Annotated in this window: 13 protein-coding genes; 4 read left to right on the forward strand and 9 right to left on the reverse strand. The window is 71.2% G+C overall.

Annotation, left to right across the window (positions count from 1 at the left end; all coding sequences use genetic code 11):
• The first annotated feature begins 89 nt into the window (after positions 1-89).
• A complete protein-coding gene (locus tag ACIQNU_RS16025) occupies positions 90-1,505 on the forward strand; it encodes a M28 family metallopeptidase (protein WP_401366258.1) in 1,416 nt (471 codons plus the stop codon).
• Between the two features lie 8 nt (positions 1,506-1,513).
• Here the strand turns inward: ACIQNU_RS16025 and ACIQNU_RS16030 are convergent, their stop codons facing one another.
• The 5 genes from ACIQNU_RS16030 to ACIQNU_RS16050 form a co-directional block, all read right to left on the reverse strand.
• The gene (locus ACIQNU_RS16030; RefSeq protein ID WP_401366260.1) at positions 1,514-4,909 is read right to left on the reverse strand and encodes an NACHT domain-containing protein; all 3,396 of its coding nucleotides are present in this window, start codon (positions 4,907-4,909) and stop codon (positions 1,514-1,516) included.
• A 110-nt stretch (positions 4,910-5,019) separates the two neighbouring features.
• Positions 5,020-5,262: a hypothetical protein gene (locus ACIQNU_RS16035; protein ID WP_401366261.1), complete on the reverse strand. Its 243-nt coding sequence runs from the start codon at positions 5,260-5,262 to the stop codon at positions 5,020-5,022.
• Between the two features lie 266 nt (positions 5,263-5,528).
• Positions 5,529-6,269, reverse strand: a complete 741-nt coding sequence (locus ACIQNU_RS16040) for an RloB family protein (protein ID WP_401366263.1) — start codon at positions 6,267-6,269, stop codon at positions 5,529-5,531.
• Positions 6,269-7,531 carry an ATP/GTP-binding protein gene (locus tag ACIQNU_RS16045; protein WP_401366265.1) on the reverse strand — a complete coding sequence of 421 codons (1,263 nt, stop codon included), beginning with the start codon at positions 7,529-7,531 and terminating at the stop codon, positions 6,269-6,271. Before ACIQNU_RS16045 ends, ACIQNU_RS16040 begins: the two co-directional genes overlap by 1 nt.
• 111 nt (positions 7,532-7,642) lie before the next feature.
• Positions 7,643-8,926, reverse strand: coding sequence for an adenylosuccinate synthase (locus ACIQNU_RS16050; RefSeq protein ID WP_401366267.1), 1,284 nt, complete (start codon positions 8,924-8,926; stop codon positions 7,643-7,645).
• 183 nt (positions 8,927-9,109) lie between these two features.
• Here ACIQNU_RS16050 and ACIQNU_RS16055 point away from each other — a divergent pair, with 183 nt between their 5' ends.
• Positions 9,110-9,973 carry a diacylglycerol kinase gene (locus ACIQNU_RS16055; protein WP_401366269.1) on the forward strand — a complete coding sequence of 288 codons (864 nt, stop codon included), beginning with the start codon at positions 9,110-9,112 and terminating at the stop codon, positions 9,971-9,973.
• 7 nt (positions 9,974-9,980) lie between these two features.
• Here the strand turns inward: ACIQNU_RS16055 and ACIQNU_RS16060 are convergent, their stop codons facing one another.
• Entirely contained in the window at positions 9,981-10,574 is a 594-nt protein-coding gene (locus tag ACIQNU_RS16060) for a GbsR/MarR family transcriptional regulator (RefSeq protein WP_401366270.1), read from the reverse strand.
• A 94-nt stretch (positions 10,575-10,668) separates the two neighbouring features.
• Between ACIQNU_RS16060 and ACIQNU_RS16065 the strand changes: the two genes are divergently transcribed.
• A complete protein-coding gene (locus ACIQNU_RS16065; protein ID WP_401366272.1) occupies positions 10,669-11,631 on the forward strand; it encodes an ATP-binding cassette domain-containing protein in 963 nt (320 codons plus the stop codon).
• Positions 11,628-13,280, forward strand: coding sequence for an ABC transporter permease (locus tag ACIQNU_RS16070; RefSeq protein ID WP_401366274.1), 1,653 nt, complete (start codon positions 11,628-11,630; stop codon positions 13,278-13,280). The genes ACIQNU_RS16065 and ACIQNU_RS16070 overlap by 4 nt, the downstream gene beginning before the upstream one ends.
• A gap of 33 nt (positions 13,281-13,313) precedes the next feature.
• Here ACIQNU_RS16070 and ACIQNU_RS16075 read toward each other — a convergent pair whose 3' ends face one another.
• The 3 genes from ACIQNU_RS16075 to ACIQNU_RS16085 all read right to left on the reverse strand — a co-directional run bounded on the left by ACIQNU_RS16075 (position 13,314) and on the right by ACIQNU_RS16085 (position 16,638).
• The gene (locus ACIQNU_RS16075; RefSeq protein WP_401366275.1) at positions 13,314-14,543 is read right to left on the reverse strand and encodes a cytochrome P450; all 1,230 of its coding nucleotides are present in this window, start codon (positions 14,541-14,543) and stop codon (positions 13,314-13,316) included.
• A 65-nt stretch (positions 14,544-14,608) separates the two neighbouring features.
• On the reverse strand, positions 14,609-15,313 hold the full coding sequence (locus ACIQNU_RS16080; protein ID WP_401366277.1) for a response regulator: 705 nt from the start codon (positions 15,311-15,313) through the stop codon (positions 14,609-14,611).
• Entirely contained in the window at positions 15,310-16,638 is a 1,329-nt protein-coding gene (locus ACIQNU_RS16085) for a sensor histidine kinase (protein ID WP_401366279.1), read from the reverse strand. Before ACIQNU_RS16085 ends, ACIQNU_RS16080 begins: the two co-directional genes overlap by 4 nt.
• Positions 16,639-16,686 lie beyond the last annotated feature (48 nt).

A 16,686-nucleotide genomic window follows, 5' to 3' on the forward strand; every position in this document is an offset into this window, starting at 1 on the left:
CCCTTGCCCGAGCTTGACGGGTCCACGACGATTGCAGCGCCTACGTCAGACAGGCACTGAGTCCGGTCCGCACCCCCCACGGAGGACACATGCCCCAGCGCCCCAGCAGGAGAACCGTTCTGACCGCGAGTGTCGCCGGGACGGGAGCCGTGGCCGCCGCAGGGATCGGTGCCACACCCGCCGGCGCCGTAGCCGTCGAGGTGTCCCGGCCGCCGGCCACCACGCAGCGGCCCACCGCCGACCTCCGGGAAATACTCAGGGAGTTGGACAAGGGACGCATCGAAGCCACCGTGCGACGGCTCGCCGCCTTCGGGACCCGGCACACCCTTTCCGCGCAGGACGACCCCGTACGCGGTATCGGTGCCGCGCGTGACTGGATATACGACCGGATGCGGGAGTACGCCGCCGCTTCCGATGGGCGGATGACCGTCGAACTCCAGTCCTACGTCCAGGAACCCGCTTCCCGTATCCCCACCCCGACCCGGATCACCAACGTCGTCGCCACGCTGCGCGGATCCGTCAGCCCCGAGCGGATCTACGTCGTCTCCGGGCACTACGACTCCCGCTGCACGGACGTCATGGACTTCACGTCGGACGCGCCGGGCGCGGACGACGACGCCTCCGGCGTCGCCGTCGCCATGGAACTCGCCCGCGTCATGGCCAAACGCCGCCCCGCCGCCACCCTCGTCTTCGCAGCCGTCGCCGGCGAGGAACAAGGCCTCTACGGAGCCGCCCACATGGCCGAACAGTTCAAGGCCCGACAGGCCGACGTCCAGGCCATGTTCACCAACGACATCGTCGGCAGCTCCACGGCCGACGACGGCGAAAGGGACCCGTACACCGTCCGCCTCTTCGCCGAGGGCGTCCCCACCTCCGAAACCCCCGCCCAGGCCGCCGTACGCCGATCCGTCGGCGGCGAGAACGACTCACCCGCCCGCCAACTCGCCCGCTTCGTCCGCGACACCGCCGACCACGACGTCACCGGCATGCGCGTACGCGTCGTCTATCGCAGGGACCGCTACCTCCGGGGAGGCGACCACATCCCCTTCCTCGAACGCGGCTTTCCCGCCGCCCGGTTCACCGAGCCCGCCGAGGACTTCGCCCACCAGCACCAGGACGTACGGGTCGACGCCGACGGGAAACGCTTCGGCGATCTCCCCGAGTTCTGCGACTTCGCGTACATCACCCGCGTCGCCCGCGTGAACGCGGCGGCCCTCTGGACTCTCGCCCAGGCCCCCGGCACCCCGCGCGGCGCCCGCATCATCACCTCGAACCTCACCAACTCCACCGAGCTGGTGTGGGAGCGGGGCGGCGAGGCCGATCTCAAGGGGTACGAAGTCGTGTGGCGGGAGACGACGGCGCCCGAGTGGACCCACGTCGTCCCGGTCGGCGACGTCACCCGCCACGAGATCGACCTCTCGAAGGACAACGTGTTCTTCGGGGTACGGGCGGTCAGCCGCAGTGGGCCGCGGAGTCAGGTGGCCTTTCCGCTTCCCCAGTCGTAAGCCGCACCTCACCCGATGCTCGTCTGTGTGTACATGTCGTTGATCGGCTTCTGCGCCCACGCCTGGTCGGCCTTCGCGGTGTCCACCGACGCCCACAGCATGTGCGCGTGGGTCTCCGTCTCCGTCCCCCACTGCCACCGCCGTATCAACGACATGCGGTACCCGTCGTCGCCTTCCGCCCCGCCGGCGTAGTACGTGGACCCGTCCACCTTCTTCCACGTCATCGCCGTGCGGTCGGGGATCTGCCGCATGAAGTCCTCCATCTCCTTCCGCGAGCACGAGTCCCCGCAGTAGTAGGAGCTGATCGACAGCGACAGCTCCGGCAGGTGCCCGGCCCGGACGTTCGCCGGACGGGACCGGCAGGTGTACGACACCGCTCCCGTTCCGGACCAGTCCTTCGCCTGGCACGCCAGATGCTTCGGCGCCCGGAAGACGAACGGCACGTCGACCAGGTCCCACAGGTACGACCGCTCGTCGTCCCTCCAGACCGCCCCAGCCAGGGACTGCGCGGGACGCTGGGAGTGGACGTTGAAACGGGTGCGGTCCGTCGACGGCGGCTCCGGGCGGGGTATCGCCGACAAGGACCGCGCACCGGGCGCCCCGGAGCCGGCCGCACCCCCGGAGCCGGCGTCCAGCCCCGCCCTTCGCACCGCCGTCCGCGCCAACGCCTCCGCGACCTCCGCCAGCCGCTCCCGCGACGCGAACTCCTCGCGGTACACCAGCTCCACGAGCGCGTTGTCGGCGCGTACCACCACCCAGGCCGTCCAGGAGTCCTCTTGCCCCCGCTCGCCCACATGGTCGCTGTCCGCCGAACGGCGCTGGACCGCCAGGATGTTGGCGTCCCCGAGCCCGGCCACCTTGCGGACCGTGCTGTCCCCGGTCTCCGCGGACCGCTCCCGGCTGGTGAGGTAGTCCTGGGCGAGGGCGGGCCCGCCGCGCGACTCGTCCGCCGTCCGGACCGACGCCCGTACGTCGATCTGCGTGTTCCGGGCGAACGGCGCCTGCTCCCCGGCGGCGCAGTACCGGCCCTCCTCCACCGACATGGTGGCGGGGTCGGTCATCAGCGAGTCGAGATCGGCCTCCGCGAGCAGGCCGCACGCGGGCGGCACCGAAGCGACCGGGCCGGGTACGGGACCCGTGGTCATCGCCTGGACCCACACCGCGCCGAAGACCACGAAGGTGGTGGCGGTGGCGACGGCCCCCACCGCCTTCAGCCGACGCGAGCCGCGCGGAGCACTCCGCACCGGAACAGGTCCCGCGTCCTGCGCGAGCCGATCGCGCAGTTCGATGTGCCGGAACCGGTACACGGCCCCCGACTGCCGCAGCACCCCCCGCGCGTGCGCGTCCTCCAGGAACGCCATCAGCTGCCACGGCAACCGCCCGGTCATCGCGAGATACGCGCGGGCCACCGTGTACCGGCCCCACGCCGAAACGCCGAACCCGTACAGCGCCGATGACACCAGCACGCCCGCCCAGGCCAGCGCCCACTCCCGGGCACCGACGACGTCCCGGCCACCGAACTGCCCCCAGAGGACGAGGAAGAGGGGCGGCAGCAGGAGCAGGCCCGCCGGGGTGTCCTCCACCTTGCCCCGTACCGGCGCGAGCCAGCCGAGGAAGAGAACAGCCCGCCGGTCGGCGCGGAGCAGCGCGGCCGGGGAGCGGGCGAGCGCCGGGTCGGACGGCCGCCGCACGGACTTGACGGCCGGCAGGGCGCAGCGCCACGCGGCGTACACGCTCACCGCGCCCATCACCCACCGCCAGAACCCCCCATCGGCAAGAAGCACCGCCGTCCAGCCCCCGCCGAGCACGAGCCCGCCGAACACAGCCGCCACTTGGACCCGGCGGCGGCCGAACGCCGCCCTGATCTCCGCGCCGGTCGGCCGCGTCGGACGGCGCGGCGGGTCGGGCCACTCGTCCATCCCGGTGAGCCCGGCGACCACGAGCCGCAGCACGCACAGCACCAGGAACCCGCCCCACAACGGCACCGGCAGCCAGTCGTCCCACGCCGGTCGCCCGAACCCCAGCAGCGCGACGACCGCCGTGGTCACCGCGTAGGCGGGGACGAGTCCGAGCAGCCGCACCGCGCGGGGCAGCCCCTCGTCCAGCCGCCACCAGGCGAGATCCTGCCGCTGCTCCGCCTTGCCCCGGGCGGCGAGGAACCCCGCCCAGGCGCGGGCCCGCACCGGATCCACGCCGCCGTGCGCGGCCCGCATGTCGTGGGACGCGCTGTAGACGACGTCCAAGTACGCGTCGTACAGGTGCCGTTCGAGGTCGGCGGGGCGGTGGAAGCGGCTCGGGGCGAGGAGTTCGGCGGGGTCGGTGGCGGGGTCCGCGTACGCGACCCGGGCCAGCGCGACGGTCAGCGGCACGCTCAACACCTCACGCAGCCGCCGCACTTCGGGGGCGCGCTCCGCCGCGTCCGCGAGGCGCGCGAGCACCGGTGACCAGCCGGTCGGGGCGGCGCCGGGGCTGAGGTACGCGCGGGTCGCGGCGGCGGTCAGCGGGCTGAGGGTGATCTCGGTCCGCTCGAAGACGGCGTCCTCGGGCGCGTGTTCCCGGTACTCGGGCGCCCGGCTGGTCAGGACGAAGGGGACACCGCCGCGCAGGGTGTCGGTGATCTGCTCCACGGCCGGTTTCCGGTTCTCCGGCGGGAGTTCGTCGAAGCCGTCGAGGACGAGCAGGACCCGGCGGGCCAGGATCAGTTCGAAGGCGACCTCGGCCGGGGGCGCCCCCGGCACCGGCTCGCACGCGTCGGGGTACTCGTCCGCCAACTGCCCGGCCACCCACCCCATCAGCCCCTGTCGCCGGGGATCCCAGGAGGCGAGGGACACCACGGCGGGCACCGGCTCCGGCGACCCCTTCGTACGGCGCCGCAGCAGCTCGTGCGCGAGCCGCAGGACGAGGACGGACTTGCCGGCGCCCGCGCCGCCGAGGACGACGAGACGGCGGGTGGGGAGCGCGGCGAAGTGGTCGGCGAGGGAGCCTCCGGAGGTGTCCTCGTGAGCGCCCGTACGGGTCGTCCAGGCCACCTCGATCGGCCGGGGATCATGGATCTGGGCGAGGCGTTCGTCCCGGTCGTAGCGGAGGAACAGGCCGTCGGCGAGCGCTTCGACGGCCCGCGCGAGAGGCTTCGGCGACCGCCACGCGCTCCGCCGTCTGCGCTGCGCCGCATCCCGTACCCGCACGGCCACGTCGACGGCCACCGCCCCGGCCAGCAGCAGCCAGCCCGCGATTACGGGCCCCGGGTCCCAGCGGTCTGGCAGCGGCACTTCGGGCCGGAGGAAGAGCAGGGCGAGGGCGCCGAGCACGGCGACGGAACGCCACGCCCACCCGCCGGGACCGCCCCCGCCGTCCCGGCCGCCGTACTCATGGATCTCCAGGTGGTGGATGTCCCGGGCGAACACGGCGTTCTCCTGGGTACCGCCCCAGATCCCCTGTATACGAGGGAACCAGCGCCCTTGCTGATGAATCCAGCGACGCCGCGCCCGCTTCACCCCCGTGTCCCCCCTGTCCCTCAGCCGATGGTGAAGTTCCCGTTCACGTCACGCAGGAAGACCACGTTCGTCTGGGATCCCCCGACGATCTGCTGATGCTGGTCGCCCGCCGAGACATGCGCGGCGCGCACCGCCTCGGCCTCCTGCCGCCAGACCGTGAGCGCCTGCGCGAACGCGGGGTCCTGCGCGGCCCGCAACGCCAGCGCGTCCGCGAGCCGCCGGGCCCGCTCCGCATCACCGACGGCCCCGCCGAACGCGCTCAACTCACCCTCACCGGGCGATGGTTCCCCGCCCCCCGGCCGCCGCACCAGCCCCCGCAACCGCTCCCAAGCACTCTGCCCAGCCGCCCCCAGCGCCCCACTGGCCAACGCCATCAACAACTCAACCGCCACAGGTTCCACGGCCACCCTCCGCCCCGGTTGTGCCGTTGCCCTACACCCGACGTCCAGGAACGTTGACGAACAGTCCCTGCCCCATGGTTCCCACTCCTGCCGACCTCGCAACGTCCTGCGGCAATACCCAAGCCGCTCTAGTAGCCGCTGAGGAGAAGACCCTCCTCCACGAACTCCCAGACGTTCGTGTAGGGATCCCATGTGTTCGGGTTGGTCGAGGAGTGACGTTCGTTGATCTTCTTCGCGTGTTCCCGGGCTGCTGCGTATCTGTCCTGATCGGCGGTCTTCAGGACCTGTTCCCGGCGCAGGTGCTTCGACTCCTGCTCCGAGACGGCCCGTACCTTGGCGCCGTAGGTCTGTGCAAAGCCCTGCTGCGCTCTCAGTTTGCTGCTCGCGTCGCCGCAGACACCACCGAATGTGCTCGTGTAGTTCTGGTAGTGCAGCAGGCGCCAGAGTTCGAAGCAAGGATGCGAGTAGGCATAGCGCACCCCTTCCTTGTCGGCCAGCCGCACTGCTTCAGGGATGTGCAGGTGGTCGTCACGGTCGAAGAGGACCCACACCTGGGGCCAGTTCCAGCTCTCGTCCCGATTCAGGCCGGCGTCCTTGGCCTCTCGCTCGACCTTCCGCAGGATGCGCACGGCCTCCTGGACCATGGTCAGCGGCTTGCGGTACTTGCCGACGGCGCTCGCGTTCTCGAAGTGCCGTTCCACCCGCCGGTCGGGACGCTCGGGGACACCATGCCTGAGGATGATGTCGATGTACTCGGGCTCCGTGACCGCGCCCTCGGTGAAGATGTAGACCTGCCGCGCCCGGCTCTCCCGGCCTTTCGTCCCGCGCGGTCTGCGGGTGACACTGTCCCCTCCCCTGGTCCTGCCCATCAGACCCCGTTCGCCTCCATGCGCGCTGCCTCATCGGTGCGCAGCAGCCGCCGTCCGATCTGTCCCTCGGACACCTTGGGGACAGCTCCGTATGAGCCCGCGAGGTAGGACAGCATGAGGTCCTCCGTGTCCGTGGGCTCCCAGTCCGCCACCGATGACAGTTCCGTGGCACCCTGCTCGTCCTTCTCGGTGAGCCAGAGCTGACCCGGCTCCAGGAGTCGGCCTCCACCCGGAGTGCGCAGCAGTGAGGGGTCATGGCCGGTGAAGATCAGCTGCGCGCCCTTCGGGTTCACCCAGGGGGCCTGAAAGAGGCGTACGACCTCCGCCGCGAAGCGCGAGTGCAGGCTCGCGTCCAGCTCGTCGATGAGGAGGACCGCACCCGTGTCCAATGCCAGCAGCAAGGGGCCGATGAGCGCGAACCAGGAGCGGGTGCCCCAGGATTCGGCCTCCCAGTCGAGGACGGTTTCCCCGCCCCCACCCGAGTGGACCAGACGTACGAGTGGCCGACCCGACGTCGAGCGCTCGACTTCCACACCGGAGATGCCGAGATCGGCCACACGCAGCAATTCCTCCACCCGGCGCCGGGACTCCACGTCGGCGAGGAGACGCTCAGCGGTAACTGCCTCGCGCTGGGTCCGCTCGGTTTCCGGGGTGACGTCCCACAGGTTCTTCTTGAACCAGTCGAAGACCGGCGTGAGCTGCTCGTGTCCGTCGTTGGCCGCACGCGTCAGCAAGAGGGCATCGGGCCGTGTCGTACGGGCCAGCCGAGTGCGGTCGTGGAGCCGCTCACCCGGGAATTCGAAACCCTTGTCCCGTGTGGCGTCCCGCTCGAACCACACCTGACGGCGTCCCTTGGGGTACGCGTAGAGCCATTCCGCCTCGACGCGCCGCTGTCCCAGCTCGAAGCCGTACGTCCAGCGCACGTGGTCATCCAGGACGATGTCGGCCTCGTACAGGGAAGTCTCCGTCACGGCCTTCGGGTCAAGGGCGAACTCGTCGCGAGGAATGCCGTCGTGGGAGGTCCATTCGGCGTAGGAGCGCAGGACCGCGTGGCGCATGTTCTTGAGCGCGGTGATGACGTTGGACTTGCCCGACGCATTGGCGCCGAAGACACCGAGCACGGTGTAGACCGGAATCCGTCGGCCGTCGGAGAGCGGCACCTCGCGGGCTGCCGCCTGTTCGCGCTCGCCGGGCGCGACGAACGACAGTTCCTGCTCATCACGCAGGGACCGCACGTTGGCCACCCGGAATCTCAGCAGCATCCTGTCTCCTTCTCGGCGGACAGAGCAGTCAAGCCTCTCCGCCGACAACCCTGCCTTGAACAGGGTGGTCGACGCCAGCAAGGCAGCCGACCACCCTCCCCGAGCCGAGATCTAGACGAACGAGTTGATCTCGATCGTCTCGTCCCGCCCCGGGCCCACTCCGATCGCCGAGATCGGGGCGCCCGACATCTCCTCCAGGGCCTTCACGTACGCCTGGGCGTTACGCGGAAGGTCGGCGAAGGTTTTGGCGGCCGTGATGTCCTCGGACCAGCCGGGCAGGTACTCGTACACCGGCTTCGCGTGGTGGAAGTCGCTCTGCGAGTACGGGAGTTCCTCTACGCGCTTGCCGTCGATCTCGTACGCCACGCACACCGGGATCCGCTCCCAACCGGTGAGGACGTCCAGCTTGGTGAGGAAGAAGTCGGTGAGGCCGTTGACTCGGGTCGCGTAGCGGGCGATGACCGCGTCGAACCAGCCGCAGCGGCGGTCGCGGCCCGTCGTGACGCCCCGCTCGCCGCCGATGCGCCGCAGCGCCTCGCCGTCCTTGTCGAACAGCTCCGTCGGGAACGGGCCGGCGCCGACGCGCGTCGTGTACGCCTTCAGGATGCCGATCACGCGCGTGATCTTCGTCGGACCGACGCCCGAACCCGTGCAGGCGCCGCCCGCCGTCGGGTTCGACGAGGTGACGAAGGGGTACGTGCCGTGGTCGATGTCGAGGAGGGTGCCCTGACCGCCCTCGAACAGGACGACCTTGTCGGCGTCGAGCGCGTCGTTGAGGATCAGGGTGGTGTCGGCGACGTACCCCTCGATCTTCGCCGCGTACCCGAGCAGCTCCTCGACGACCTGGCCGACCGCGATCGCGCGCCGGTTGTAGAGCTTGGCGAGCACCTGGTTCTTGAAGTCGAGAGCCGCCTCCACCTTCTGCGTGAGGATCGACTCGTCGTACAGGTCCTGCACCCGGATGCCCACACGGTTGATCTTGTCCGCGTAGGTGGGGCCGATGCCGCGCCCGGTCGTGCCGATCTTCCGCGTGCCGAGGAAGCGTTCCGTCACCTTGTCGACGGTGACGTTGTACGGCGTGATGATGTGCGCGTTGCCGCTGATGAGCAGCTTCGACGTGTCGACGCCGCGCTCGTTCAGACCGCTCAGCTCGGAGAGCAGGACCGACGGGTCGACGACGACGCCGTTGCCGATGACCGGCACGCAGTCCGGGGAGAGGATTCCGGAGGGGAGCAGATGCAGCGCGTACTTCTGGTCGCCGACCACTACCGTGTGGCCGGCGTTGTTGCCACCCTGGTAGCGCACCACATAGTCCACCGATCCACCGAGCAGGTCGGTGGCCTTTCCCTTGCCCTCGTCACCCCACTGAGCACCGAGCAGCACAAGTGCGGGCACAGGCGTACACCCCTTCCGGGCGGGGCATGTCCAAGGTCAGGGGCGTACGCCGCGCGTACACCCGCGACCCTCGTCGGTCGCGACCTGTCGGACCGGTGCCCCGGAATAGACGAAGCCCCTGGCGCAATAGCGCAAGGGGCTCTTGCACAAAGATGCTACCCGAGGAAGCGAGGCAGGACCGAGGTGTCGGCTTCCGACCAGCTGCTCGTGCTCATCGATCCGGTTGCCCGGCGCCATGACGGGGAGTCGGTGCGGATCGCGAAAGACGTGCTCAGCGCGGGTGCGGCCCTGAAGGTGTGCCTTCCGGACAGTCCCGAGGAATTCGCCCGCGCCCTGGTCCGCCGGGGCTCCCGGCGCCCGGTGGTGGTGGGCGACGACCGGGCCCTGCTGAGGACGGTGGGGCTGCTGCACCGCGAGCGGGAGCTGGCCGCGGGCGCGCTGTCGCTGGTGCCGATCGGGGGTGTGGTGACGCTGGCGCGCTCGCTCGGGGTGCCCACCGGGGCCGTCGCCGCCGCACGGGCCGTCCTGGAGGGGGTGGAGCAGCGGCTCGACCTGCTCGTGGACGACAGCGACGGGGTGGTACTGGGCGATCTCCGCATCCCGTCCCTGACCACTCCGGCATCCGGCACCGGCCCGGCACACGCCTGGCTGCGCACCTGCCAGTCGCTGGTACGGAGTCTGGGGCCACGGAACGGCCGGGTCGCGCAGGCCACGGCGCCGGGGGCGGGGACGGGAGCGGGGGCGGGAGGGGGCTGGGGCGCGGGCGCGGGCTCGGGCGCCTCGCGGCTTCGGGTAGAGGCGGACGGGGTCACGCTCGTGGACCTCGACCAGCCCGTCGACGGGATCTCGGTGGTTCCGGCGACCGACGGCTACGCGGTGGTGGAGGTACGCCCTTCGGACGCCGCCCCGATGCGCGCCCGGGCCCGGACCCTCACGGTGTCGGGGCCGGACTTCCGGTACCGGGCGGATGCGATGACCGGCGGTCCGGTGCGGACGAGGACCTGGACGGTACGGGAACGGGCGTGGGGTCTGACCCTGCCGGGGTGAGGGGTGGTCAGGCCGGGGGTGGTGTTCCGAACCCCAAGGTCACCCGGTGCGCGTGCCACCGGTCCATCATCGTGCTCAGCTCGACCTCGACGAAGTCGAAGAAGGCCCGCGTCTCGGCCAACCGGGCACCGGCAGCCGTGTCCGCACCCAGCGTCCGCACCCCCTCGGCCAGCGCGTCGGACCACCGCTTCAGAATGGAATCCCGGTTCGTCAGCGCCTCGTACCACTGATCGCTGTGCACCCGGTACCGCTCGCGCCGCGACCCGGGCTCCCGCTCCCGCGACACCATGTGCTGCTGCGCCAGATACCGCACGGCGCCGGAAACACCCGCCGGACTCACCTGAAGCCGCTCGCCCAGCTCCGCCGACGTCAGGGCGCCGCTCTCCGACGCGAGGAGCGCGGCGAACACCCGGGCCGGCATCCGAGCCATCCCCGCCTCCACCATCTGCGCCGCGAAGTGCTCCACGAACCGCGACACCCTCGCCTCCTGCTCCACCCCCGCCTCGTCCACTCCGGGCACCCCGTCCGCCGACACCCCCTCCGCCGCCGGACCCCCAGCCCCACCAGCCCCCGCCGACCCGTCACCACGCTGCTCGATCATGCCCCGAATCATCTCCCCTGGTCGCGCCCCCCGAGCAAAGTTTATACGCTTCCTTAACTTCACAAATTTCTGAAAGAAGCGTACGTTCCGAATCATGACGAAGGCAATCACCGTCTCCGGACTGCACAAGTCCTTCGGACGGACGCACGCGCTGGACGGCCTCGATCTCGACGTCGAGACCGGCGAGGTGCACGGCTTCCTCGGCCCCAACGGCTCCGGGAAGTCCACGACCATCCGGGTCCTGCTCGGTCTGCTGCGCGCCGACTCCGGCGCCGCCCAGCTCCTGGGCGGGGACCCCTGGCACGACGCCGTCGACCTGCACCGCCGTATCGCCTACGTACCCGGCGACGTCACCCTGTGGCGCAACCTCAGCGGCGGTGAGGTCATCGATCTCTTCGGGCGGCTGCGCGGCGGTCTGGACGAGGCGCGCCGGGCCGATCTCATCGACCGGTTCGAGCTGGACCCCACCAAGAAGGGCCGCACGTACTCCAAGGGCAACCGGCAGAAGGTCGCCCTGGTCGCCGCCTTCGCGTCCGACGTGGACCTGCTGATCCTCGACGAGCCGACCTCCGGCCTGGACCCGCTCATGGAGGAGGTGTTCGTGAGCTGTGTCGAGGAGGAGCGCGACCGAGGCCGTACGGTCCTGCTGTCGTCGCACATCCTCAGCGAGGTGGAGGACCTCTGCGACCGCGTGAGCATCATCCGCAAGGGCAAGACCGTGGAGAGCGGTTCGCTGGCCGAGCTGCGCCATCTGACCCGGACCAGCGTGACCGCCGAACTCGCGGGCGCCCCGGCCGGCCTCTCGGGCCTCCCCGGCGTCCACGACCTGGACGTCCAGGGCCACCGGGTCAGGCTCCAGGTCGACACGGACAAGCTCGACGCGGTGCTGCGCGCCCTGACGGAGTCGGGCGTACGGTCGCTGACCTCGACCCCGCCGACGCTGGAGGAGCTTTTCCTGCGGCATTACCAGGAGGACGACGCGGCGGACGGCACGGGCGATACGGGCGGTACGGGCCCGGCGGACACCTCGGACTCGACGGAGGCGATGGTGCGATGACCGCCGTCACCCCGGCCCGCCGCCCCGCGGACCCCCGTACCTCCAACCCCCACACCTCCCACCCCCGTACCGCCTCCCCCCGCTCCCTCGCCGGCACCACCACCCTCCTCCGCCTGGCCCTGCGCCGCGACCGCCTGATGATCCCCCTCTGGGTCCTGGTCATCGGCGTGATGGTGCTGTCGATGCCGGGCACCCTCGAAAGCCTCTACGGCACCGCCGCCGAACGCGCCGACTTCGCGCGCTCCATGGTCGGCAACAGCTCCCTGAACGCCATGTACGGACCGGTCTTCGGCGACAGCATCGGCGCACTCACGGTCTGGCGCGTGGGCGTCTTCGCCGGGGTCTTCGCGGCGATCATGAGTCTGCTCGTCGTCGTCCGGCACACCCGGGACGAGGAGGAGAGCGGGCGTCAGGAGATGCTCTCGGCGGGCATCGTCGGCCGTCACGCGCCGCTCACCGCCGCGCTGCTCACGGCCGCCGTCGCCAATGCCCTGCTCGCACTGCTGATCACCGCCGGGCTGGCCGGTCAGGGCGGGGCGGGCGCGCTCGCGCTGGGGCTCGGCGTCGGGGGCACCGGCATGGTCTTCGCGACGATGGCGGCGATCGTCGCGCAGCTCACCGAGAGCGCGCGGCTCGCCAAGGGGCTGACGTCCGGGCTGCTCGGCGCCGCGTTCGTGCTCCGCGCGGCCGGCGACTCGGCGACCGACGACGGCTCGTCCCCGCTGACCTGGATCTCACCGATCGGCTGGCTGGAGAACCTGCGCGCCTACGCCTCCGAACGCTGGTGGGTCCTCCTCCTCTTCGCCGCCGCCCTCGCCGTCCAGGGGTCCGCCGCCTACGTGCTCACAGGACGCCGCGATGTCGGGATGAGCTTCCTGCCGACGCGTCCCGGACCCGCGCGCGGCAAGCTGGGCACGGCCGGCGCGCTGGCCTGGCGGCTGCAACGCGGTGGCGTGCTCGGCTGGAGCCTCGGCTTCCTCGCCTCGGGGGTGGTCTTCGGTTCGATGACGCAGGGCGCGGTCGACCTCGTCGGCGACAACCAGCAGACGCGGGACATCATCGAACGGATGGGTGGCCAGAGCGGCGTCACGCAGGCGTTCCTCGCCGCGATGGTGGGGATGCTCGGCATGGTCGCCGCGCTCTTCATCGTCTCGTCGGTGCTGCGGCTGCACGGCGAGGAGACCTCGCAGCGCGCCGAACCCGTCCTCGCGAACGCCGTCGGACGGCTCCGCTGGGCGAGCGGCCATCTGCTCATCGCCTTCGGCGGCTCGGCCCTGATCATGGTCATCGGCGGCCTCGGCCTCGCCCTCGGCTACGGGCACGACTTCGGCGCCGTCCTCGGCGCCTGCCTCGTCCAGCTCCCCGCGATCTGGGTCATCGGCGCCCTGGCCGTCCTGCTCCACGGGATCTCGCCGCAGGTGGCGGTGGGGGCGTGGGGCGTCGCGGGGGCCGCGCTGCTCATCGGCTGGATCGGGCCCGCGCTGAAGCTGCCGCAGTCGGTGATGAACCTCTCACCGTTCGGCCACCTCCCCAAGCTGCCCGGCTCGGAGATGCAGTGGACACCGGTCCTCACCCTGACGGTGATCGCGGTGGCCCTGCTGGTGGCGGGCCTGGCGGCACTCCGCCGCCGTGACCTGTCCACGGCCTGACCCCCACCAGAACCGCCTGCCCCCACCAGTTGGTCAGACCTCCACCAGCAACTCCCCCAACCCCCTGATCACAAAGTTCGGCTTGCGTCCGGGCTCCGCCGCCAACTGGAGTCCGGGCGCCCGTGTGAGCAGCGCCCGCATGGACGCGGCCAGTTCGATACGGGCCAGGGGCGCGCCGATGCAGTAGTGGATCCCGGCGCTGAAGGAGATGTGCGGATTCTCCGCCCGCGCCAGATCCAGCGTGTCCGGCTCCGCGAACACCTCCGGATCCCGGTTCGCCGAACCGAACAGCAGCGCCACCTCCGACCCGCGCGGAATCGTCACCCCGTCGATCTCGATGTCGTCCAGGACCCACCGCTCGAAGAGCTGGAGCGGGGTGTCGTACCGCATGAGTTCTTCCACGGCTGTGGGGACGAGTGTGTGGTCGGCGCGCAGCGCGGCGAGCTGGCCGGGGTGGCGGAACAGCGCCCACCAGCCGTTGACGGTGGCGTTGACCGTGGCCTCGTGCCCCGCGTTCAGCAGCAGTACGCAGGTGGAGATCATCTCCTGCTCGGTCAGCCGCTCGCCCTCGTCATGGGCCGCGATCAGCCCGGAGATCAGATCGTCGCCCGGCTCCTTGCGGCGGTCGGCGATGAGGCCGCGCAGATACGCGGAGAACTCCAGGGACGCCTGTACGGCCCGCCCGGCGACCTCGTCCGACGGGTTCAGCTCGTACATCCCGCAGATGTCCGCCGACCAGGGCCGCAACGGTCCCCGGTCGCCCTCCGGAATGCCCAGCATCTCGGCGATCACCGCGACCGGCAGCGGCTCCGCGACCCGGCTCAGCAGATCGCCCCCGCCGTCCGCCACCAGCTCCCGCACCAGCCGGTCCGCCAGCCGCTCCACATACGGCGCCAGCCGCTCGACCGTCCTCGGCGTGAACGCCTTGGACACCAGCCGCCGGATCCGGGTGTGGTCCGGCGGCTCCAGGTCGAGCATCCCGTGGTCGTTGAGCACATGGAACGGCTCGTGCGCCTCCGGCGGCGCCTCGCGCCCGAACTCCTCGTACGAGAACCGGTGCAGGTGCGTCCGCCCCAGCCTGCGGTCCCTCAGCAGCGCCGACACATCCGCGTGCCGGGGCACCAGCCACTGGTCGGTCGGCGCGAAGTGGTGCACCCGCCCGCGTTCACGGAGTTCGGAATACGCGGGGTACGGGTCGGCGACGAACCCGGGCGACCAGGGATCGAAAAGGGTGGATTCGGCGGGTTCGAGGGGTGCGTCCATGGGCCGACGCTAACCGCTGCCCCCACGACGGGGGAAGGCCCGGTCAGGACGGCTGCGGGGGTGGGTCAGCCCGGGGTCACCAGACGGGCCTCGTACGCGAAGACCGCCGCCTGTGTCCGGTCCCGCAGGCCCAGCTTCACCAGGACGCGGCTCACATGCGTCTTGATGGTCGACTCGGCCACCACCAGGCGGGACGCTATCTCCGCGTTCGACAGCCCCTGCGCGATGAGGACCAGGACCTCCGTCTCCCGCTCGGTGAGTTCCCCGTACGCCGCCTGCGCCCCCGGCGCGAGACGGGGGGTGTCCGCGAGTTTCGAGAACTCCGTGATCAGCCGCCGCGTCACGCTCGGCGCGAGCAGCGCCTCTCCGCTGGCCACCACCCGCACCCCGTCGGCGAGCTGCCGCGCCGACGCGTCCTTGAGGAGGAACCCGGACGCCCCGGCCCGCAGCGCCTGGTACACGTACTCGTCGAGGTCGAAGGTCGTCAGTACCAGCACCTTCGCGCCGCAGTCCGCCGCGACGATCTCGCGGGTGGCCTCGATCCCGTTCAGCTCCGGCATCCGGATGTCCATCAGCACGACGTCCGGCGCCAGCTCCCGGACCCGGTCGACGGCCTCCCTGCCGTTGACCGCCTCGCCGACCACCTCGATGTCCGGCATCGCGTTCAGCAGGACCGAGAAGCCCTCGCGGACCATCATCTGGTCGTCGGCGATCAGAACCTTGATCTTCCGGCCGGTCGTCGTCGGCCCGGTCGTCGTCGGGTCGTTCATGCGGGCTCCTCCGCCACCGGTACGGGCAGGAACACCGCCACCTCGTATCCCCCGTCGTCCTGGACGGCGGCCGTCATCTCGCCGTTCAGCATCGCCACCCGCTCCCGCATCCCCGTGATGCCGTGTCCGGCGCCCGGGGACGGCTTGACCAGGCCGGTCGGCGGGCCGTTGACGATCCGCAGGCCCAGACCGCCGAGCACATGGCCGACCTCGACCCGGGCGTCGGCGCCCGGCGCGTGCCGCAGGCTGTTGCTCAGGGCCTCCTGCACGATGCGGTACGCCGACAGCTCGACGCCCGGCGGCAGCGGCCTGACCCCTCCGGTGACCACCTTCTCGACGTTCAGCCCGGCGTCCCGCACATTGGCGAGCAGCCGGTCGAGGTCGGCGAGGGTGGGCTGCGGGGCGTCCGGCGCCTCGTAGTCCTCGGCGCGGACCACACCGAGTACCCGGCGCAGCTCGGTGAGGGCGGCCACGGCGTTCTCGCGGATCGTCACGAACGCCTGTTCCAGCTCCGGCGGCGGGTTCTCCACCCGGTACGGCGCGGCCTCCGCCTGGATCGCGACCACCGACATGTGGTGGGCCACGACGTCGTGCAGTTCGCGGGCGATGTTGGTGCGCTCTTCGAGAAGAGTCCGCTTGTCGCGCTCGACCGCCGTCACCGTGCGCTCGGCGGCGACCTCCTGCCGCGCCTCCCGGCGGATGTGCAGGACGGAGACCCAGAGCAGGCCGATCGCCGAGACGAACGCCATCGTCGCGGTGGTGGAGTCGTCCCGGCCGAGGACGACGGACCCGAAGAAGCCGTACGCCGCAGTCAGCAGCCACATCCACAGGGCGGTACGCGGAGTGGTACGGGCCGCCACGACCACCAGCACCACGAGGTGCCCGATGAGGGCGCTGTCCGCCCAGGGCCAGCCGCTGCCGAAAGCCCCCCACACCCCGATGAACGGCGCCGTCCCCAGCGACACCCAGAACGCGCCCACCGGCCGCAGCAGGGACAGCAGCACTCCGGCGACCGGCGCCATGGCGATCAGGACCCCGAGCGAGAAACCGCCGTAGGAGTTCGTCGTGGTGTAGGCGAACATCAGCAGCCACAGGGCGAACAGGCAGACCACCGCGTGCGGGGTCCACACGGCGTAGCGCCTCAGCCGCTCCGGCACATGGCGTATCAGCCGCCCGTCCGGGCTCCGCGGGGGGAGCGGGCGGTACGCGAAGGCGTCATGGAACAGGTCCTGGCGAAGCCCCGCGAGCACCTTCGCTGCATGGTCGTACTCGGGACTGCGGGATTTGGCCGTCTTGGGGCCCGGCAGGGGCTGGGTCTCGGTCACGCTATGAACGGTAGGCCCCCCGCGAGCCCGGGTCGTCCCCAGTCAGAG

Origin of the sequence: Streptomyces sp. NPDC091292 (genome assembly GCF_044757265.1) — a bacterium.
Taxonomy (GTDB): Bacteria; Actinomycetota; Actinomycetes; order Streptomycetales; family Streptomycetaceae; genus Streptomyces.